This window comes from Sphaerisporangium sp. NPDC049002 (assembly GCF_040649355.1).
Classification (GTDB): domain Bacteria; phylum Actinomycetota; class Actinomycetes; order Streptosporangiales; family Streptosporangiaceae; genus Sphaerisporangium.
On sequence record NZ_JBEZFH010000012.1, the window covers coordinates 33,691 to 53,002 of the forward strand.

General features: G+C 71.5%; 18 protein-coding genes. 5 read left to right on the forward strand and 13 right to left on the reverse strand.

Annotation, left to right across the window (positions count from 1 at the left end):
* Positions 1–4: 4 nt before the first annotated feature.
* From AB0B89_RS04845 to AB0B89_RS04860, 4 genes are read right to left on the reverse strand one after another with little or no spacing between them, the layout of a single operon-like run.
* The gene (locus AB0B89_RS04845; protein WP_358548195.1) at positions 5–682 is read right to left on the reverse strand and encodes a class I SAM-dependent methyltransferase; all 678 of its coding nucleotides are present in this window, start codon (positions 680–682) and stop codon (positions 5–7) included.
* A 17-nt stretch (positions 683–699) separates the two neighbouring features.
* Complete coding sequence (locus tag AB0B89_RS04850) at positions 700–1,944, reverse strand: glycosyltransferase (protein ID WP_358548198.1); 1,245 nt, start codon at positions 1,942–1,944, stop codon at positions 700–702.
* Positions 1,941–3,359, reverse strand: coding sequence for an O-antigen ligase family protein (locus AB0B89_RS04855; RefSeq protein ID WP_358548201.1), 1,419 nt, complete (start codon positions 3,357–3,359; stop codon positions 1,941–1,943). The genes AB0B89_RS04850 and AB0B89_RS04855 overlap by 4 nt, the downstream gene beginning before the upstream one ends.
* The gene (locus tag AB0B89_RS04860; RefSeq protein WP_358548203.1) at positions 3,356–4,876 is read right to left on the reverse strand and encodes a hypothetical protein; all 1,521 of its coding nucleotides are present in this window, start codon (positions 4,874–4,876) and stop codon (positions 3,356–3,358) included. The genes AB0B89_RS04855 and AB0B89_RS04860 overlap by 4 nt, the downstream gene beginning before the upstream one ends.
* Before the next feature lie 505 nt (positions 4,877–5,381).
* Between AB0B89_RS04860 and AB0B89_RS04865 the strand changes: the two genes are divergently transcribed.
* Entirely contained in the window at positions 5,382–6,578 is a 1,197-nt protein-coding gene (locus tag AB0B89_RS04865; protein ID WP_358548205.1) for a glycosyltransferase family 4 protein, read from the forward strand.
* A 6-nt stretch (positions 6,579–6,584) separates the two neighbouring features.
* Here the strand turns inward: AB0B89_RS04865 and AB0B89_RS04870 are convergent, their stop codons facing one another.
* The 7 genes from AB0B89_RS04870 to hrcA form a co-directional block, all read right to left on the reverse strand.
* Positions 6,585–6,749, reverse strand: a complete 165-nt coding sequence (locus AB0B89_RS04870) for a hypothetical protein (RefSeq protein WP_358548207.1) — start codon at positions 6,747–6,749, stop codon at positions 6,585–6,587.
* A complete protein-coding gene (locus AB0B89_RS04875) occupies positions 6,746–7,357 on the reverse strand; it encodes a class E sortase (protein WP_358548210.1) in 612 nt (203 codons plus the stop codon). Before AB0B89_RS04875 ends, AB0B89_RS04870 begins: the two co-directional genes overlap by 4 nt.
* A gap of 80 nt (positions 7,358–7,437) precedes the next feature.
* On the reverse strand, positions 7,438–8,955 hold the full coding sequence (locus AB0B89_RS04880; RefSeq protein WP_358548212.1) for an HtaA domain-containing protein: 1,518 nt from the start codon (positions 8,953–8,955) through the stop codon (positions 7,438–7,440).
* The gene (locus AB0B89_RS04885) at positions 8,952–9,275 is read right to left on the reverse strand and encodes a hypothetical protein (protein ID WP_358548214.1); all 324 of its coding nucleotides are present in this window, start codon (positions 9,273–9,275) and stop codon (positions 8,952–8,954) included. Before AB0B89_RS04885 ends, AB0B89_RS04880 begins: the two co-directional genes overlap by 4 nt.
* 394 nt (positions 9,276–9,669) lie before the next feature.
* Complete coding sequence (locus AB0B89_RS04890) at positions 9,670–10,395, reverse strand: 16S rRNA (uracil(1498)-N(3))-methyltransferase (RefSeq protein WP_358548215.1); 726 nt, start codon at positions 10,393–10,395, stop codon at positions 9,670–9,672.
* 111 nt (positions 10,396–10,506) lie between these two features.
* The gene (gene dnaJ / locus AB0B89_RS04895) at positions 10,507–11,649 is read right to left on the reverse strand and encodes a molecular chaperone DnaJ (RefSeq protein ID WP_358548217.1); all 1,143 of its coding nucleotides are present in this window, start codon (positions 11,647–11,649) and stop codon (positions 10,507–10,509) included.
* Complete coding sequence (gene hrcA / locus AB0B89_RS04900; RefSeq protein ID WP_358548220.1) at positions 11,650–12,660, reverse strand: heat-inducible transcriptional repressor HrcA; 1,011 nt, start codon at positions 12,658–12,660, stop codon at positions 11,650–11,652.
* A 184-nt stretch (positions 12,661–12,844) separates the two neighbouring features.
* On the opposite strand from hrcA, the gene AB0B89_RS04905 reads away from it, so the two are divergent.
* The 3 genes from AB0B89_RS04905 to AB0B89_RS04915 are packed head-to-tail and all read left to right on the forward strand — an operon-like array spanning position 12,845 to position 15,264.
* Positions 12,845–13,801: a hypothetical protein gene (locus AB0B89_RS04905; protein WP_358548223.1), complete on the forward strand. Its 957-nt coding sequence runs from the start codon at positions 12,845–12,847 to the stop codon at positions 13,799–13,801.
* A 21-nt stretch (positions 13,802–13,822) separates the two neighbouring features.
* A complete protein-coding gene (locus AB0B89_RS04910; protein ID WP_358548226.1) occupies positions 13,823–14,650 on the forward strand; it encodes a DUF3097 domain-containing protein in 828 nt (275 codons plus the stop codon).
* Positions 14,647–15,264 carry a DUF4870 domain-containing protein gene (locus AB0B89_RS04915; protein WP_358548229.1) on the forward strand — a complete coding sequence of 206 codons (618 nt, stop codon included), beginning with the start codon at positions 14,647–14,649 and terminating at the stop codon, positions 15,262–15,264. The genes AB0B89_RS04910 and AB0B89_RS04915 overlap by 4 nt, the downstream gene beginning before the upstream one ends.
* A 78-nt stretch (positions 15,265–15,342) precedes the next feature.
* On the opposite strand, the gene hemW is transcribed toward AB0B89_RS04915, so the two are convergent.
* Positions 15,343–16,560 carry a radical SAM family heme chaperone HemW gene (gene hemW, locus AB0B89_RS04920; protein WP_358548231.1) on the reverse strand — a complete coding sequence of 406 codons (1,218 nt, stop codon included), beginning with the start codon at positions 16,558–16,560 and terminating at the stop codon, positions 15,343–15,345.
* Positions 16,561–16,712: 152 nt separating this feature from the next.
* Positions 16,713–18,533: a translation elongation factor 4 gene (gene lepA, locus AB0B89_RS04925; RefSeq protein ID WP_358548283.1), complete on the reverse strand. Its 1,821-nt coding sequence runs from the start codon at positions 18,531–18,533 to the stop codon at positions 16,713–16,715.
* Between the two features lie 373 nt (positions 18,534–18,906).
* Here lepA and rpsT point away from each other — a divergent pair, with 373 nt between their 5' ends.
* On the forward strand, positions 18,907–19,179 hold the full coding sequence (gene rpsT, locus AB0B89_RS04930) for a 30S ribosomal protein S20 (protein ID WP_358548234.1): 273 nt from the start codon (positions 18,907–18,909) through the stop codon (positions 19,177–19,179).
* Positions 19,180–19,312: the final 133 nt, after the last annotated feature.

A 19,312-nucleotide genomic window follows, 5' to 3' on the forward strand; every position in this document is an offset into this window, starting at 1 on the left:
GGCGTCAACCGGCACGGCAGGCGATGAGCGACTTGGTCAGCCCGGCGAAACGCTCGGCGAGCAGTTCGGAGTCCGGGAAGTAGTGCCGCATCTGGGTGCGGCTCAGCAGTTCGATCTCCAGCACCATGGGAAGCGCCTCGGCCCGGTCGCGCGGACGCGTCCCCCACGACAGCGGCCATCGCGCCGCCAGCGCGGTCCGCACCGGCAGCGGCAGGAACTGGAACATCGGGAAGACCCAGTGCGGCTCGATCGGGAAGTACAGGTACGGCACCTGCACCCAGTGACGGTCGGACAGGCGGTGTACCGAGTCGGCGAACCGCCTGCGCATCTCGTGCCCGCCGACGTGCTCCATCACCGAGTTGGAGAAGGCCAAGTCGAAGCGCCGGCCGGCGAGGTGGCCGGGCAGGTCGCAGGCGTCGCCGATCTCCACGGTGACCCAGTCGGGCACCTCGTCCACCGGCGGCTCGAAGTTGACCAGGTGGACGTGCGCGGGCCGCTTGGGCGCGCGGGTCCAGGTCCGCACGGTGCCGCCGAGATCGATGATCTCCATTCGCTCCAGGTCGGGGAACCGCTCCAGCAACATCATCATCCGCCGCGTGCGCAGGCGGGTGTTGAGCGAGTCGGGGCGGCCGATGAGCCGCTCACGCACCCGCGTGCCGAGGTCGGGACGTACTCCGTCCATGTCCACTCCTTCGTACGTCATCTCGCCTGCTTCTCCATGGCGCGCCTGGCCTCGGCGTAGATCTCCGCGAGAGCGGTGAGGTGGCTCTCCGAGGAGTACCGGTCGGCGGCCACCGAGCGCGCCGACCTTCCCATCGCGAGGCTCTTCCGGGGATCGCGCAGCAGCGCGAGCGCCGCCGACGCCAGCTCCATGGGGTCGTCGGGCGGGACCAGCCGCCCGGTGGCGCCATCGGTGACCAGCTCCGACACCCCGCCGAGCACGGTGCCGACCACCGGCACGCCGCACGCGTACGCTTCGAGGATCGTCATCGGCTGGTTCTCGTACCACCGGGAAGGAACCAGCAGGGCCGTCGCCGAGACCAGCAGGTCGAGCACCTCCTGACGCGATATCCGGCCGAGGAAGCGCACCCGGCCCGGCGCCAGGTCGGCGGCCATGCGCTCCAGGCGCTCCCGCTCGGGACCGTCACCGGCGATGACCAGGCGGGCGTCCTTGCCGAGCAGACCCATCGCGCGGATGGCCGTGTCGATGCCCTTGGTCTCGTGCAGCCGCCCGACGCAGACCAGCGGACCGCCCGGCTCCGACTTGGGCGTGACCCCGCTGACCTCGGCGAAGTTGCTGAGGACGCGCAACCGGTCGGGGTAGATCCCCGCCCGCGTCATCTGCCCCGCCAGGAACCTGCTCGGGCTGACGAAGACGTTCACGCCGTCGTAGGCGCCGAGGCGGCGGTGCAGCCAGGTCTCGGTGGCCAGCATCGCGCTGGCCGCGCGTGAACCGTCCTTGCATCGGCGCCGCACCGCCTCGATCGGGCCGCCGTCCACGCACGCCGTGCAGACCTTGCCGTGGTCGAGGAAGCTGTAGGTCGGGCAAGCCAGCTTGTAGTCGTGCAGCGTCATGACCACGGGCACGCCCGCGTCGCCGAGGGCCGCCACCACCGAGGGTGAAAGCTGGTGGTAGACGTTGTGCAGGTGGGCGACGCCGGGCCGGAACTCCTCGACCACCTTGGCGATCCCGCGTCGGGCGCTCCTTGACCACAGCATGCGTGCCGCGCCCTTGGCCTTGCCGATGGGACTCCTCGGCATCGGGTTCAGCTCCACGTACCGGGGGAAATGGCGCTCGTACTCCGACGGGACGTTGTCCGGGTGGCGCATGGCGAAGAACGCCACCTCGTTGCCGCGCCCGGCCTGCGCCTCGGCGAGGTCCATCATGTACGACTCCGCGCCGCCTCGGCGGTGGAGGAACTTGTTGACGTGCAGCACCCTCACGGGGTCTCCTTGCCCGCTACCACGATGCGCTGGGCGAGCCCGGCGAACACCGCGAGATACCACATCACGACCACGGCGGTCATGATGTTGTCGGCCATCGCCGAAACACTGAAGGCGACCACACAGCCGGCGAAACCCACGGCCGTCCCGCGAGACAGGCTGACCTCGGGCGCGCCCCTCCTCGGGTCGGTGGCGCGCAGTGCCCGCCGCGCGGTGTCGAACAGCGCGGCGAGCAGGCCAAGGTAGGCCAGCAGTCCGACGGCCCCTGTCTCGACCAGGGCGCGCAGGTAGTCGTTGTGCACCTCCTTGAAGAGGATCAGGCGTGTGGTCCCGAGCCCGAGTCCGGTGACCGGGTTGCCGGGCAGCAGGCCGAGGGCCGCGATCCAGTGGTCGAACCGCCATACCAGGGAGTTGGCCTCAAGGCCCCCCTCCGTATAACTGCTCGCCAGGTCGGAGAACCGCTGGAGCACCGACGGCACCGTGGCGACCACTCCTCCGGCGACGACGACGAGGCCGTAGATGACGCGCCGGTCCTGGAGCAGGCCGACCACTACGAGACCGGCGAGACAGGCGATCCACGGACCGCGCGCGGCGGTCGCCAGCAGGGCGGAGCCGAGCCCGGTGACGAACACGACCAGGGCCACCCTCGCCCATCCCCGGACGTGCCACGCCAGCGCCAGGCCCATGATCAGGAGCATGAAGCAGAACATGCCGAGCGCGTTCGGATGCCAGAACGTTCCGGTCGGCCGCATGAGGCCGTCGAGGTCCATCAGCCCGTCGCCGGTCGTGATCTGGTAGGCGGTCACGAGCACCGGAAGCACGGCCGAGGTGAAGACGGCGCAGAGCAGAGGCATGCGCATACCGGGCTCGTCGGCGAGCAGCCGTTCGACCACGAAGATCATGACGACGAACGCGGCGATGCGCGACACCTCGCCGACGCTGACCGCCGGCGCCCGCGAGCCGAGCAGGCTGAGCAGCGAGGCGCCGAGGAACGTCACCGCCGCGACGGGCAGCGCGGGGTGGGGGCGCTCACCGGCGGGGCGGCGTCCCTGCACGATCAGCCAGGCCACGCACGAGAGCAGGAACAGGACGCCGAGCATGGTCGAGGGGTCGAGCAGGCTCCAGCCCGTCTGCTCCCCTCCGTCGGTGGCGCCGCCCGCCAGCTTGGTCGCGTCGAGCGCCGCCCGCACCGTGAGGACGACGATGACGAACAGGGTGAACCGCGTGACGGCCATGACGGTCAGCGCGAGCGCGATCACGAGGGCGACCGGAAGGACGACGTCGGTCCGCGACCCGCCCGACGCGAACGTGATGCCGCAGTGGACCGCGAGGATGACCGCGAGGACGCCGGCGACGTACAGCCCCTTTCCCGGCGAGACGCGCGGCCTGCTGTGCGAGGCGGTGTGCGGGATCATGTCGGCTCAAGCCAGCGCAGCGTGTCCGCGAGAGGCGCGGGGACGGTGACGATGACGGGCGTGGCCCCCACCTCCAGCGTCCCGCCCGGCCAGGTGCGCGACCGGCCGTCCGGCAGATCCGTGACGGTGGTCTCCCCGGCCGTCTCCCCGGCCGTCTCCCCGGCCGTCTTCCCGGCCGTCTTCCTTGCCGTCGCGCCCGCCGTCTCCCCGGCCGTCTCCCTCGCCGTCCTTCCTGCCGTCGCGCCCGCCGGAGGGGACAGGGAAACGGTGCCCCCTCCGGCGCTCCACATCACCACCGCCGTCGTGGCTCCCTGGTCGACCAGCCCTCCGTCCAGGCCCGGCAGCGTCAACCGGTGCCAGACTCCGGCCGGGAAACGCTTCCTGAACTGGTCGAACACCGTCTTGGCCGGGCGGGCGACATCGTCCACGCCGTACAGCCCTCTCCAGTGTTCCTCGGAGACGACCACGCCCGGCCTGTAGAACAGCGGGAGGTAGACGACGCGCTTGACCCCGCGGGCGAGCAGGATGGTGACCAGCTTGGCGACCTCGGCGCCATGGGCCACGGGGTCGTAGTCGCCGCCCGGCCAGTAGGACCCCACCTCCCAGCCCTCGATCGGCATCGCCGGGCCGGCCTGCGCGCGGATGTAGTCGACGACCTCGGGGAGCGCCGCCCAGGAGTCGTAGTAGTGGAGCTGGTAGGCGTCGAACACCCCGGCCCTGTCGAGCTCGAAAGCCGCCGCGTGGGCGGCGGTCGCCCGCCGCCCCGCCGGTGAGTCGATCACCGCCCGCAGTTCGCCGGCCGTGGCGGCCGGGGGGAACCGTCCGTCGCCCCGGGCGTAGAAGGCGCGGTAGAAGGCGAGCGCCCGGTCCGTCCGGCCGGCGTCCAGCATCGTGCGGGCCACGACGACGCCGTAGCTCCCGCTGGTGAGCCCCACGTCCAGCAGCCGCGCCAGCGGATCGGCCCGTCGTACGGCCTCCGCCCCGGCGCGGCCCACGTCACGGTAGGCGAGTGGGTCGCCGCCCCACATGTTCCTCGCGTCGATCTCGTTCTCGATCCCGTACATGTGCACCCCCCTGGCGGCGTAACGGATCACGGCGTCGCGGACGAATGCCTGGTAGGCGGCGATGTCGGCGGGAGGGTAGGAGACGGCGATCCGGGGCCTGCCGGCCGCCGGCCGCCCGTTCGCCCAGCATGTTCCGACGCGGATCCGCAGCATGACGCGGTAGCCGTACGAGAGCAGGCCGTCCACGACCCGGTCGTCGAGATCCCAGTAGCGCTCACCCTGGCGTGCCTCGATGGCGCACCAGACGAGCTCGTGGAACGTGCCACCGCCGCCGTATGCCTCGATGTCGGCGTCGTACTTCGGCGGATGCTGGTAGCCGTCCCACTTCAGGCCGAAGGGCTGCTCGGGCACCTGCCGGGTGGCCGTCGTCCCGACGGGAGCGGGGCCCCCGGGGTCGGCGGCGCAACCGGTGGCGGCCAGCATGGCCACGATCGCGAGTACGGCAGAGGCCACCCGGATCACGTTTCTCCCTCCGCACGGACAGCCATTTATAGCGCCGCATATCCCGACCGCGCAGTCACCATTACGCGAACCCCGAAATACGCGTAGACAACTGACTGGGGTCGTAACTTTTCCCTTACGGCGCGGGGTTCGGACATTTCCAAACCTGCAAAACCTAGCTGCTGTACAGCAAATGCTCGCGCAAGGTGGGGCGCCGGCCCGGACGGCCGCCCCCACCCAGCTCACGGACGGGTCCGGCCGTGAAAGGAGGCGCGATCTTATGGGCACCTTATGGAAGATCGGCCATACGGCTCATGAATGATGGAGAGCGCGAGTATGAACATCAGGCCGGTGCGGTCCGGGCCCGGCCGGCGGCACACCTCGGGGCCATCGCGGGGACCAACCAATGGTGAAGAGCGCGGAAATACCCTGATCCCCCCTTTCCGCGCCTTCCGCGATTCCCTAACGTCCAGGCCAAAGACGCGTCCCGTGCTTGTTTTATATGGGGAGTTCCGGCATGCCCGCCGCAGAGACTTCAGGATCCCTCGCATATTCCCCGACGCCCGCCGGCCCGCGGGTGCTCCGCATCGCCATGATCGGCCAGCGCGGCCTCCCGGCCACCTTCGGCGGCATCGAACACCACGTGGCCCATCTCGGGAGGCGGCTGGCCGCCCGAGGGCACGAGGTGACCGTCTACTGCCGCGCCAACTACGTGTCCGAGCGCAGGGACGCCATAGACGGCGTGCGGCTGCGGCACCTGCCCACCCTCGGCACCAAGCACTTCGACGCCCTCGCCCACAGCCTGCTCTCCACCGTGGCTGCTCTGGCGGACCGGCACGACATCGTCCACTACCACGCGCTCGGCCCCGGCCTGTGCTCCCCGCTGCCGCGCTACCTGTCGCGCGCACGGGTCGTGCAGACCATCCACGGGCACGACGACCGCAGGCAGAAGTGGGGTGGCGTGGCCAAGGCCGTGCTGCGCGGCGCCCGCTGGCTGAGCGAGCACGTCCCCGACGCGGTCATCGGGGTCTCCGACGAGATCACCGACGAGTACGCCCTGGTCCGCGACCGCCTGACGGTCCACATCGGGAACGGGGTCGAGCGCCCGGTCCCGGCCGTACCCCCCGACCCCGTCATCCGGCGCGGGCTGCTTCCCGGCAAGTACGTGCTGTTCGTCGGGCGGCTCGTGCCGGAGAAGGCCGTCGACCTGTTGCTCAGGGCGTTCAGCGGGGTGGAGGGTGATGTCAGGCTCGCCGTCGTGGGCGGTTCGTCCTTCACCGACGGCTACGTCTCCCGGCTGCGCGAGCTGGCCGCGTCGGACTCCCGGGTGCGCATGCTGGGCTACGTGTACGGCGACGAACTGGCGTCCCTCTACCGCCATGCCGCCGTCTACGTGCAGCCCTCGCACCTGGAAGGGCTGCCGCTGGCCCTGCTCGAAGGCACGTCGTACGGCCTGCCCACGATCGCCAGCTCCATCGGCTGCCACCGCGAGGTGATCGCGGAGGAGGGGCCGGGGGGCCGGCTGTTCCGCGAGGGGGACGAGGAGCACCTCCGGGACGTCCTGGCGCGGGTGCTCGCGGCGCTCGACCACGAGAAGGAAGGCGCGCGGGCCAGGGCCGAGGACGTGCTCGGCCGCTACTCCTGGGACGTCGCGGCCGACCGTACCGAGTCGCTCTACCGCTCGCTGCTCGCGGCACCGGCACGAAGGCGGTGACCCGCGCTAGCGGCCGTCCACCGTGACGTCGTCGAAGGGCAGCAGGCCGTCCACCAGCGGGAACACGACGAACCACAGAAGCAGCACCACCGCGCCGATCAGCAACGCGGAGCAGAGCGGCTTGCCGAAGCGCCCGCCGGGAAGCCGCTCCCAGATCCACGGGAATATCACGGATGCCCCTTCAGCTCGGCCGGTCGGCCGCGTGACTTGGCCTGCTCCCGCACCAGCTCGGCGTGGACGACGAGGCGCTGCCAGTTCTGGAACTTCGGGTTGCAGGTGGTCAGCGTGAGCATCGCCTTCCGCGGCGCCTCCCCCGGGCGGCCGGGGGACGGGGCGATCACCTCCACCTGGCGCGGCAGCACGAGACGCTGCCTGACCACCCGGTAGACGAACCAGCCGGTGCGGGTCTCCGCCACGATCACGTCACCCCGGTCGAGCCTGTCGACGTCCCAGAAGACCGACGAGATGCGATGGCCGGCGATCGCCACGTTCCCGATCTGGCCGGGCTGGGCCGTACGCGGGTAGTGGCCCGGCCCCTTCCTGAGGTCGGCCTGGGACACGCCCTCGACCACCGCCCACTGCCTGCCGAGCTTGGGAATGTGGATGCGGGCCATCGGCTGGCCTTCGACCGGGCGTCCGGCGCTCGCCGCCCAGCTCCGGTCCAGCTCGCCCGCGAGGGCGTTCTGCTCGGACTCGATCCGCCATGCCTTGCCGTAGGTCGCGTAGGCGGCGAAGAGCACCAGCACCAGCCCGGCGGTGAGCATGAGCTCACCGAGCATCCGCCCCACCCGCCGGGAGGGGGGCTCCCAGTCCTCCTCAGTCCGGCGGCGTGACGGCGCGTCCCACTCGACGAGGTGCGTCACAGGTCGTCGCGGAGGTAGACGGTCCTGCGGGAGGCCCGCAGGGTGATGCCACCACCCGCGATCAACCCGATGCCGAGGGTCATCAGCGGGATGACGTACCCGTCCCCCGTCTTGGCCAGAGTGTCGTCGTCACCGGTGTTCACGGCGGGGAGAGTGGTGTGCTGCGTGACGGTCTTCCTCGGGGTGGGAGACGAACTCGGCGAGCTCGATCCGGACGGCGAGGGAGAAGGAGAGCCGGAGGCGCTCGGGCTGGGAGACGAGCTGGTCGTGGGGCACCCCGACGTCGTGCCGAGCGGGCTCGGGCTGGGGCTCGCGCTCGGGCTCGTACTGGCGCTGGGGCTGGCGCTCGGGCTGGGGCTCTCCGTCATCGTCCGGGCGTGGACCAGCACCACGTTCGCACCGCCGGTGACCGCGCTGAGGGCCTGCGAGGAGGAGGGGGTCGCGGACACCGAGGGATCGGCCGAGGCCGAAGGGCTCGCGGACGCCGAGGGGCTCGCGGACGCGGAGGGGCCGGCCGACGTCGTCGGGGCCGAGGTGGGACAGGTCGCCGAAGGACTCGGTGACGGAGAGTGCGAGACGGTGCTCGACGGGCTGACGCACGGGCTCGGCGTGGGGTCGGCCGAAGGGCTCGACCCGGCCGAAGGCGTCGCGCCGACCGAGGCGGACGGGCTTCCGGACGTACACGGGGAGGAGCTCGGACTCGGCGTCGAGGACCCGCTCGGCGTCGGGCTTCCGGAGGTGAGCAGACCTTCCCCCGCGCCCAGGGCGGGCTCCTGGTCGTAGGTGAGGGCGATCGTCACCGGCGTCAGCGCCTCGTCGTCGCCGAGCAGCCCCGCGAGCGCGCCGGCCGAGGCCTCGGTGGCCGTCGCGGGCACGGCGGTCCACGTGACCGCCTGTCCTCGTACGTCCGCGGTGTCCTTCACGACGCTCAGCCGGGCGAGCTCCGTAAGGGGCTTGCCATCGGCGTCCGATGCGCCGGGCACGGGCACGCCGGAAGCGTTCTCCGTGGGGGTGACCATGGGAACGGCGCCGGCCGGAGGCGTCTCACCGGCGCCGGTGGGAGCCGGTGCGGCGGTGGGCGTGGGGCCGGGCGTACCGACCTCGGCGCGCAGCGTCGAATCCGCCCCGTCGATCACGACCACGGGGTTGGCGATGACCACGCCCTTGTGGTCACGGACGACGGTGACGCTGCCGCCGTAGGTCACGGTGCCCGTTCCGGTCTCCGGATCGTAGGCGCCTCCGGCGGCGGGAAAGCGGAACACGCCCTCACGGTCGCGCTCCGCTCCGCCGGAGAGGGTGACCTCGACGTGGTCCCCGGCACCCAGCCGCTCGGCGACCGCCCAGGTGAGCGACCCGCCCGTCACCTCCCGCACGGTGGGCGCCGGTGCCGAGACCGTGGCCATCGCCCCCACGGTGGCGAGGCCGCCGGCGAGCAGTTGCACAAGACCCAGCGTGCTCAACCAGCCGACGCGCCGGCGCGCCGACCGCATCCGGCCATTGGACGTGCTCCTCATCGAACCAACCATCCAGAATCTGTTCGCGCCGGCCGTACCGGGGCGGTCGCCCCGGCCTCCGCCCGCGCCTCGAACGCCGTAGTGAACACCCCAAGGAGGACGACCACGAGCGCGATGACCATCGCCAGCACCAGAACGACGCGCATAGGCCATCCGAGCAGGTCCCAGGACCTCGGGACGCGCGCCGGAGCGACCACCCAGGCCACCGGCGGGTACACCGGCACGCCGGGGTCGCCCGGCACGGGGAGAGTCGCTTCCTGCCGGCCGGAAGCCGCCTCGGGCTCGCTGCCGGCCGCCGCGGGCGGCCCGCCGTGGATCACGATCGCCGCGGCGCCTGGCGCGCCGCCACGGCCACAGCGATGCGGCTTCCTGGTAGCAACATGTCTCTCTGCCTCTCACCGTGTCCGCCCGACCAGGGCGAGGACAGCCTGACCAGCTTCGGTTACGGCAAGGGGTGAGTCCGGAGGCGCATCGGTGTTGCCGCTGTGAAGCGTCTGCCGGAAGGTGCACGTCGAGCGACACAGAGGTTGCCGCCAGACGTCCTGCGGGACAAGAACCGGAAAGACCTCGGGTGTTTCCCCAGGAGAGGGCCCGCCGCCAGGGGTTCCGCGCTATAAGCCGCGCGAGGCGGGGCCGCCGTCCTCGCCCGGCCTCACCAGCGGCCGTACGTAGATGGCGGCCAGGGTGACCAACGGCCCGAGACGGCGGCCGGGGTCACCAGCGGCCGGAGCGGGTGAGCAGCACCGCGGCGGCGGCCACGCCGGCCGTGGAGGTCCGCAGCACGGTGGGGCCCAGCAGGGCCGTCGTGGCGCCCGCCTCCCTGAACCGCTCGACCTCCTCGCCGGTGATCCCGCCCTCGGGGCCGACCACCGTCACGATGTCGCCGGACGCGGGGAGGGCGAGCTGGGACAGGGGCGCCTCGGCCTCCTCGTGCAGTACGGCCGCGACGGCCGCGCCCCGCAGCAGAGCGGCCACCTCGGCCGTCGTGGCCTGCTCGGTGACCTCCGGCAGGTGGAACCGCCGGGCCTGCTTGCCGGCCTCCCTGGCGGTGGAGCGCCAGCGGGCCAGCGCCTTGCCCGCGCGGTCGCCCTTCCACTGGGTCACGCACCGGGCGGCGGCCCAGGGGACGATGACGTCCACCCCGGCCTCGGTCATCATCTCGACCGCCAGCTCGCCCCTGTCGCCCTTGGGCAGGCCCTGGACGACCACGAGGCGCGGGGCCGGCGCCGGCACCGTGCGACGGCCGAGGACCTCCAGCCGGAGGGAGTCCCTGGCGACGTCGCGCACGACGCATTCGGCGACCGCGCCCCTGCCGTCCGTCAGGTCGACGCGCTCACCGGCGCGCAACCGCCGCACGGTGGCGGCGTGCCGCCCCTCGGGGCCGGAAAGGACGATCTCCTGCCCGGACAGGTCGTCGGCGAGGAAGACGGGGACGCTCACCCGCAAACCTTAGCCACGCCCGCACGACCTCCGCGAACCACGGGCCGTACGGGCTCCGGCGAATGCCTTACGTGCCGAGTCCGGCGGGTGCCTTGTGTTGGCTCCGAGGGGTCAGCGGCCGTTGAAGGCGTCCCTGAGGCGGGAGAAGAAGCCCTGCTGCCCGGGGGCGAACTTGCCCGGGGGGCGCTCCTCGCCGCGCAGCTTGGACAGCTCCTTGAGCAACTCCTCCTGGGCCGGGTCGAGGCGGGTGGGCGTCTCCACGTTCACGTGGATCAGCAGGTCGCCCCGGCCGGTCTCGTTGAGCCGCTGGATGCCCCGGCCGTACAGGGGAAGGACGTGACCGGCCTGGGTGCCGGGCCGCACGTCGATCTCCTCGGCGCCGTCGAGCGTCTCCACGGTCAGGATCGTGCCGAGCGCCGCCGCGGTCATCGGGATCTGGACCGTGCAGTGCAGGTCGTCGCCCCGCCGCTCGAAGATCTCGTGAGGCCGCTCGACGATCTCCAGGAACAGGTCTCCGGGGGGGCCTCCGCCGGGACCGACCTCGCCCTCTCCGGCGAGCTGGATGTGGGTGCCGTCCTCGACGCCCGCCGGGATGCGGACCTTGATCGTGCGCCGGGTGCGCACCCGCCCGTCGCCGGAGCACTCCTGGCAGGGATGCTGGATGATCGACCCGAAACCGCCGCACTGCGGGCAGGGGCGAGCGGTCATCACCTGGCCGAGGAACGACCGGGTGACCTGCGAGATCTCACCGCGCCCGTGGCACATGTCACAGGTGTCGGGGTGGGTGCCCGACGCCGCGCCCGACCCGTGGCAGATCTCGCACAGCACGGCGGTGTCGACCACCAGCTCGCGCGTGGTGCCGAACGCCGACTCGGCCAGGTCGAGCTCGACGCGGATCGTCGCGTTGCGCCCGCGCCTCGCCCGGGACCGGGGCCCGCGGGACCCGCCACCGCCGCCGAAGAAGGCGTCCATGATGTCGCTGAACGGGAAGCCCGCGCCGAAGCCGGCCGCACCGGCTCCCGGGCCGGCGCCCGCGCCGCCGAAGGGGTCGGCTCCGAGATCGAACATCTGGCGCTTGTTCGGGTCCGACAGGACCTCGTACGCCTGGTTGATCTCCTTGAAGCGCTCCTGCGTCTCAGGGTCGGGGTTGATGTCGGGATGGAGCTCGCGCGCGAGGCGGCGATACGCCTTCTTGATCTCATCCGGGCTGGCGTCACGGCGGACCCCGAGGATGCCGTAATAGTCGCGGGCCACCTAGGACCCCGCCAGGATCTGGCCGACATAGCGTGCGACTGCGCGCACCGCTCCCATAGTCACCGGGTAGTCCATTCGCGTCGGGCCCAGCACTCCGAGCCGAGCCAGTTCATTGTCGCCCGAACCGTATCCGGCGGCGACGATCGAGGTGCCGTGAAGCCCGGAGTAGGGATTCTCCGAGCCGATCCGCACCGTGAGCGCGGCCGAGTCGCCCGCCTCGCCGAGCAGCCGCATGAGCACGACCTGCTCCTCCAGAGCCTCCAGGACCTCGCGCAGGCCGACGCTGAAGTCGCCCGCGAGGTTGGCGGCCCCGGCGAAGACGATCTTCTCGTCGTGCCGGTCGACCAGGGTTTCGAGGAGAACGGACAGGATCGTGGTCGCCACCGGCCGGTCCTCCTCGGGAAGCCGGCCGTGCAGGTCGGCCACCGTCTCTGGCACGCGGTTGAGGCGGCATCCGTCGAGGCAGGCGTTGAGCACCGCCCGCAGATGCGCGATCCGGTCGTCCTCCACCACATCGGGAAGGTCGACGACTCGCTGCTCGACCCGCCCGGTGTTGGTGATCAGCACCAGCATGATCCGCCGCTCGGCCAGCGGCACGAGCTCGACGTGCCGGACCGTGGAACGGATCAGCGATGGATACTGCACCACGGCGACCTGCCGAGTCAACTGCGCGAGCAGCCGCACCGTGCGGGTCACGACGTCGTCGAGGTCGACGGCGCCCGCAAGGAAGGTCTCGATGGCCCGGCGCTCGGCGCCGGACAGCGGCTTGATCTGGGACAGCCGGTCGACGAACAACCGGTAGCCCTTGTCGGTGGGCACGCGACCCGCGCTGGTGTGGGGTTGCGTGATGTAACCCTGCTCTTCGAGCACGGCCATGTCGTTGCGCACGGTGGCCGGAGAGACCCCCAGATTGTGCCGCTCCGCGAGCGCTTTGGACCCGACCGGCTCGTTGGTGGACACGTAGTCCTCGACAACGGCGCGCAGAACTGCGAGCTTACGCTCATCGAGCAACGTGCTCACCTCCCTGCCCTGCGTTCGTGCCTGCGTGAACACCTGGTCTGGCACTCTGTGTTCCCGAGTGCCAAGTGTACGGCTCCGGCCGACAGGGTGCGATAACCCATACGCACGACCTCCCCTAGTCAGGGTCAAGCCACTTGCTATCGCTCGGCAAGTCGGATCCTCCACACTCTGGTACATGAGTGAGAACGACCCCCGGCTGAACGACGCGACCACCAGGCTTCCGCGTCCCAACTCCCCCGGCGACCATGGTCCCCTGCCCGGCTCCCCGTCCGTAGGCGCGCCCGCCGGCGGCGCCCCTTCCTACGGATCGCCCGCATATGGCAACTCCCCCGGCGCCCCCTCCTACGGCACCCCGGCGGCCCCCTCGTACGGCACCCCGGCGGCCCCCTCGTACGGCGCCCCGTCGGGCCCCTCGTACGACGCGCCTCAGGGCGCCCCTCAGGGCGGCCCTTCCTACGGCCCCTCGTACGGCACGCCGCCTCCCCCGCCGCCCGGCTCGCAGCAGCGGCCCTACGGGTCCCCTGCTCACTCCGCCCCCGGCCCCATCCGGCCCCGCGTGCTGTGGATCGTGCTGGCCTGGCTCATCGCCATCGTCTGCGTCGTCGTGGGCGTCGCCGGCTTCGCCGGAGGGGTGTCCAAGACCCTCAACGACGCGGCGCCGACGCAGACCTTCGAGAGCGGCGGCAGCGTGTCCGCGGCGATCGACCCCGCGGACAAGCCCATCTTGTACGCCTCGACGTCCGGGCCCGCCAAGGTCACCTGCTTCGCGCTCAACGCCGAGGGCAAGAAGGCCGACCTCACCAAGCCGACGTCCAAGCAGACCGTCACCGCGGACGGGCGGCTCTGGGAGTCGCTGTTCACCATCGGCGTCCCGGCGGCCGGCACGTACAAGATCAGCTGTGACGCGTCGGACGGCAAGCAGGTCCTGTTCGGTGTCGGCAAGTCGCTGGCCGGCAGCACGGGCGCGCTGGCCGGTGGAGTGGCCTCGCTGGTCCTCATCCCGCTGGCCGGGTTCGTCTTCGCGGTCGTCACCACGATCGTCGTGCTCGTCCGGCGCAGCCGCGCCCGCAAGCGCCGGGCCGCCGCCTCCTACGGTGGCGCGTGGCCGCAGGGCACGCCGCCCGGAGCGTGATCTTTGCTAGCGTGCCCAGGTATGCGGGACTACGGACGGGACGTTCTGGCCGGCGACTGGCGGAGGCCGCTACGCGGGAAGATCCCGCAGGTCCCCGCCGAGCCCGACCTCGTGGTGGAGGACGCCGAGGGCGGCTTCTGCGGGGCCGTGGTGGCCTGTGACAAGGAGGCCGTCACGCTGGAGGACCGGTTCGGGCGCCGGCGGGTGTTCCCGCTCGCGCCCGCCGCGTTCCTCCTCGACGGCAAGCCCGTGACGCTCGTGCGCCCGGCTCCTGCCGCGGCGGGGGGCCCGGCGCGCAGCGCGTCCGGCTCGATCGCCGTCGGCGGGCTGCGGGCGCGCGTCGCCCGGGAGAGCCGCATCTACGTCGAGGGCGTGCACGACGCGTCCCTGGTGGAGAAGATCTGGGGCCATGACCTGCGCGTGGAGGGCGTCGTCGTCGAGTACCTCGAAGGCGTCGACGATCTCCCGGCTATCGTGGAGGATTTCGGGCCCGGCCCGGGGCGGCGACTCGGGGTGCTGGTCGACCACCTGGTCCCGGGGTCGAAGGAGAGCCGGATCGCGGCCCGGGTGTCCTGTCCGGAGGTGCTCATCGTCGGTCACCCCTTCGTGGACATCTGGCAGGCGGTGAAGCCCTCCGCCGTGGGCATCCCCGCCTGGCCCTCCGTCCCGCGCGGGGTGCCGTGGAAGGAGGGCGTGATCGGCGCCCTCGGCTGGCGACTGGAGCCGGCGGACGCCTGGCGGCGCATCCTCGGCTCCGTCCACACGTTCACCGACCTGGAGCCGGAGCTTCTCGGCCGCGTCGAGGAGCTGATCGACTTCGTGACAACCGAGAACGAGGTGCAGGCATGAGCGAGACTCCGCAGGACCGCCGCCCCGACGACCACCCCCACGACCGGCGACCGGAGGACGGGCAACCGGGCTACGGGCAACCGGGATACGGGCAACCGGCGTACGGCCAGCCGGGATACGGGGCCCCCGGCCAGGGGCCACAGGGGTACGGCGATCCCGATCATGGGCGACCCGGCTACGACCGGCAGGGGTACGGGCAACCCGGCTATGGGCAGCGCGGCTATGGGCAGGCGCCGTACGGGCAGATGCCCTACGCGGCGCGGCCGCATGTGCCGGGGATGTACGGGCCGCGCCCGGGGACCGACGACACGACGATTGCGATGCTGGCCCACCTGCTCGGCCTGCTCACCTCGTTCATGGGCCCGCTGGTGTTGTACCTGGTCAAGAAGGACGAGTCGCCCTACGTGCGCGACCAGTCGGCCGAGGCGCTCAACTTCCAGATCACGCTGTTCATCGCCTACGCGGTGTGCTTCGTGCTGGCCTTCTTCATCATCGGCGTCCTGCTGATGTTCGTGGTGTGGATCGGCTCCCTGATCGTGATGATCATCGCGGCCGTGGCGGCGAACCGCGGCGAGAGATACAGCTACCCGATGACCATCCGCTTCGTCAGCTGAGGCTTGATCGGCTGAAGCCGCCGGACCGGCGGAAGGCGCGGGCCCGCCGGGCGGCGTGCGCGTGACCCGCGGCGCCGCTCAGGTCAGGTCGCGCACCAGCGCGTCCGCGAGCAGCCGGCCCTTCAGCGTGAGCACGGCGAGGCCCCTCCTGAAGGCCCCGGGCTCCAGCAGCCCGTCTCCGAGGGCGCGGGCGACGGCTGTACGGGCGTCCAGGCCGATCTCCGCGAGCGGGAACCCCGTGTCGAGCCGCAGCTCCAGCATCAGCCGCTCCACATGCCGGTCGGCCTCGGACACCACCTCGCGCGCGTGGGCCGGCGAGGAGCGGGCGGCAAGGCGCGAGGCGTAGGCCGCCGGATGCTTGACGTTCCACCAGCGGGTGCCGCCCACGTGGCCGTGCGCGCCGGGCCCCACGCCCCACCAGTCGCCGCCGGTCCAGTAGAGCAGGTTGTGGCGGCACCGGGCCTCCTCCGATGTGGCCCAGTTGGACACCTCGTACCAGGAGAACCCGGCCTGCGACAGCATCGCGTCGGCGATGACATACCGGTCGGCGGCCACGTCGTCGTCGGGCATGGGCAGCTCGCCCCTGCGGATCCGCGCGGCCAGCCGGGTGCCCTCCTCGACGATCAGCGAGTAGGCCGACACATGGTCGGGACCGGCCTCGATCGCCGCCGCCAGCGAGGCCCGCCAGTCGTCGTCGCTCTCCCCCGGCGTGCTGTAGATCAGGTCCAGGTTGACGTGCGCGAACCCCGCGTCGTGGGCCTCTCGTACGGCCCGCGCCGGGCGGCCCGCGGTGTGCCTCCGGTCGAGGACGGCCAGCACGTGCTCCTTCGCGCTCTGCATGCCGAAGCTGACGCGGTTGAACCCGCCGGCCCGCAGCCCTTCGAGGTAGGCGGGGTCGACCGACTCGGGGTTGGCCTCGGTGGTGACCTCGGCGCCCGGCGCCAGCCCGAACTCCTCGTCCACGGCCCGCAGGATCCTCACCAGGTCGCCGGCGGGCAGCAGGGTCGGCGTGCCCCCGCCGAAGAACACGGTCTCCACCGGCAGCTCGGCGTCCCCGAGCACCCTGCGCGCCAGGCGCACCTCCTCGATCGCCGTGGCGGCGTAGTCGGCGCGGGAGGCGCCGGGGCCCAGCTCGGTGGCGGTGTAGGTGTTGAAGTCGCAGTATCCGCAGCGGGTCACGCAGAACGGCACATGGACGTAGAAGCCGAACGGCCGCGTGCCGAGGCCCTCATGGGCGCTCGCGGGCAGCTCGCCCGACGCGGGAACGGCGTCGCCGTCGAGAAGTACGGAAGGCACGCTCCCAGTCTGCCGCTCCGGGACCGGTGCCCCGGACGGGCCGCCCCCGGCACGATGCTCCGGAGGCGGGCCTTGGCCCGATGCCCAGGAGGCGGGCCCCGGCTCCACGCTTCGGACGGCCTGCCCGGCTCGCGCCCCGGACGGCCCCTCGGCTACTTCTTGGCCTTGTCGGCGGCGGGGGCCTCCGTGGAGAGCGCGGCGACGAAGGCCTCCTGCGGGACCTCGACCCGGCCCACCATCTTCATGCGCTTCTTGCCTTCCTTCTGCTTCTCCAGCAGCTTGCGCTTACGGCTGATGTCACCGCCGTAGCACTTGGCGAGCACGTCCTTGCGGATGGCACGGATGTTCTCGCGGGCGATCACGCGGGCGCCGATGGCCGCCTGGATCGGCACCTCGAACTGCTGCCGGGGGATGAGGTCCTTGAGCTTCTTGGCCATCTCGACGCCGTACGCGTAGGCCTTCTCGCGGTGGACGATCGCGCTGAAGGCGTCGACGGCCTCGCCCTGGAGCAGGATGTCGACCTTGACCAGGTCGGCCTCCTGCTCGCCCGAGGGCTCGTAGTCGAGCGAGGCGTACCCCCGGGTGCGGGACTTGAGCTGGTCGAAGAAGTCGAAGATGATCTCGCCGAGCGGCAGCGTGTAGCGGATCTCCACGCGGTCCTCGGAGAGGTAGTCCATGCCGAGCAGCGCGCCCCGGCGGCCCTGGCAGAGCTCCATGATCGCGCCGATGTGGTCGGACGGCGAGAGCAGCGTGGCCTTCACCACCGGCTCGTGGATCTCGGCGATCTTACCGGCCGGGAACTCCGACGGGTTGGTGACGATGAGCTCCTTGCCGTCCTCCATGACCACCCGGTAGATGACGTTCGGCGCGGTGGAGATCAGCGAGAGGTTGAACTCGCGCTCCAGCCGCTCGCGCACGATCTCCATGTGGAGCAGGCCGAGGAAGCCGCAGCGGAAGCCGAACCCGAGGGCGGCGGAGGTCTCGGGCTCGTAGACCAGGGCCGCGTCGTTCAGGCGCAGCTTGTCGAGGGCCTCGCGCAGCTCGGGATAGTCGTCGCCGTCGATGGGATACAGCCCGGAGTACACCATCGGCCTCGGGTGGTCGTACCCGCCGAGCGGCTCCGCCGCGGGACGTACGGCCGAGGTCACCGTGTCGCCGACGCGCGCCTGCCGCACGTCCTTCACGCCCGTGATGAGGTAGCCCACCTCGCCCACGCCCAGCGACACGGACGGCACCGGCTCCGGCGAGATGACGCCGATCTCCAGGGTCTCGTGGGTGCCGCCGGTGGACATCATGACCGTGCGCTCGCGCTTGGAGAGCTGCCCGTCGACCACCCGGACATAGGTGACGACACCGCGGTAGGTGTCGTAGACCGAGTCGAAGATCAGCGCCCGCGCGGGGGCGGCGGCGTCGCCGACGGGGGCGGGCACGTGCTGGACGACGTGGTCGAGCAGCTCCTTGACGCCCACGCCGGTCTTGCCCGAAACCTTCAGCACGTCGGACGGGTCGCACCCGATGAGCCCCGCGAGCTCCTGGGCGTACTTCTCGGGCTGCGCGGCGGGCAGGTCGATCTTGTTGAGCACCGGGATGATGTGCAGGTCGGCGTTCATGGCCAGGTAGAGGTTGGCCAGCGTCTGCGCCTCGATGCCCTGCGCCGCGTCCACCAGGAGCACGGCGCCCTCGCAGGCCTCCAGCGACCGGGACACCTCGTAGGTGAAGTCGACGTGGCCCGGGGTGTCGATCATGTTGAGCACGTGGCCGTCCCACGGGAGCCGGACGGCCTGCGACTTGATGGTGATGCCGCGCTCGCGCTCGATGTCCATGCGGTCGAGATACTGCGCGCGCATCTGCCGGGCGTCGACCACACCGGTGAGCTGGAGCATCCGGTCGGCGAGCGTGGACTTGCCGTGGTCGATGTGCGCGATGATGCAGAAATTGCGGATCAGCGCGGGGTCGGTCTGGCCAGGGTGGATGCGCACCGGGGTCCGTTCGGCAGATTGACGACGATCAGAAGGCTGGCAGGGCAGCCGCTACCCATGGTGGCACGCCCGGATGGGCACCCGGACAGCGTCACCTGGACAGCAGATCGGCGCGGCGTCGCGCCCGCACACCGCCCGGACGAGGTGTTTCCGCCCCGTCTCGCCGGCGTGCCGGTGCCGCGCTCGGGCTCCAGTTTACCGGCACCAAGACCACCAAGCTCGCCGCTGCGCTAACATAAGGGTGCAGGGGTGTGCCGTGGCCTCCGATTTGAGCGTGGTCCCGGCATGTTGGTACCCTGTTCAACTGCGTGTGGCGCGCCCTCTCTGCCCGCGCGCCCCATCCATCGACTTTCACCGAGGCTTCTTCGTGGCGAACATCAAGTCCCAGATCAAGCGCAACCGGCAGAACGAAAAGGCCCGGCTGCGTAACAAGGCCGTCAAGTCGTCCCTGAAGACGGCGGTTCGCAAGTTCCGCGAGGCCGCCGAGCAGGGCAACGTGGATGAGGCGGCCGTCCTCATGCGCGCCGCGTCGCGTCAGCTCGACAAGGCTGTCAGCAAGGGCGTCATCCACAAGAACCAGGCGGCGAACCGCAAGTCGGCGATCGCCAAGCGCGTCGCCACCCTCCAGCCCGCCAAGTAGGCTCGGGCTTTCTCCACGACGCCGTGTCCTTCGCGGACACGGCGTTTTGGCATGCCCGAGCCCTGCTCGCATCCGGCTGATCTGCCCTGGATGTGGGGCCCTTCGCCCCTCCGGGGCAGACGTTCGGGGTATG

Excerpts from the sequence above, each read along its gene's own strand:
- AB0B89_RS04915 (WP_358548229.1), top strand. The coding sequence starts at position 14,647 with ATGAGCGAGACTCCGCAGGACCGCCGCCCCGACGACCACCCCCACGAC.
- AB0B89_RS04865 (WP_358548205.1), top strand. The coding sequence starts at position 5,382 with ATGCCCGCCGCAGAGACTTCAGGATCCCTCGCATATTCCCCGACGCCC.
- AB0B89_RS04905 (WP_358548223.1), top strand. The coding sequence starts at position 12,845 with ATGAGTGAGAACGACCCCCGGCTGAACGACGCGACCACCAGGCTTCCG.
- AB0B89_RS04875 (WP_358548210.1), bottom strand. The coding sequence starts at position 7,357 with ATGCTCGGTGAGCTCATGCTCACCGCCGGGCTGGTGCTGGTGCTCTTC.
- AB0B89_RS04855 (WP_358548201.1), bottom strand. The coding sequence starts at position 3,359 with ATGATCCCGCACACCGCCTCGCACAGCAGGCCGCGCGTCTCGCCGGGA.
- AB0B89_RS04880 (WP_358548212.1), bottom strand. The coding sequence starts at position 8,955 with ATGAGGAGCACGTCCAATGGCCGGATGCGGTCGGCGCGCCGGCGCGTC.
- AB0B89_RS04845 (WP_358548195.1), bottom strand. The coding sequence starts at position 682 with ATGGACGGAGTACGTCCCGACCTCGGCACGCGGGTGCGTGAGCGGCTC.
- AB0B89_RS04910 (WP_358548226.1), top strand. The coding sequence starts at position 13,823 with ATGCGGGACTACGGACGGGACGTTCTGGCCGGCGACTGGCGGAGGCCG.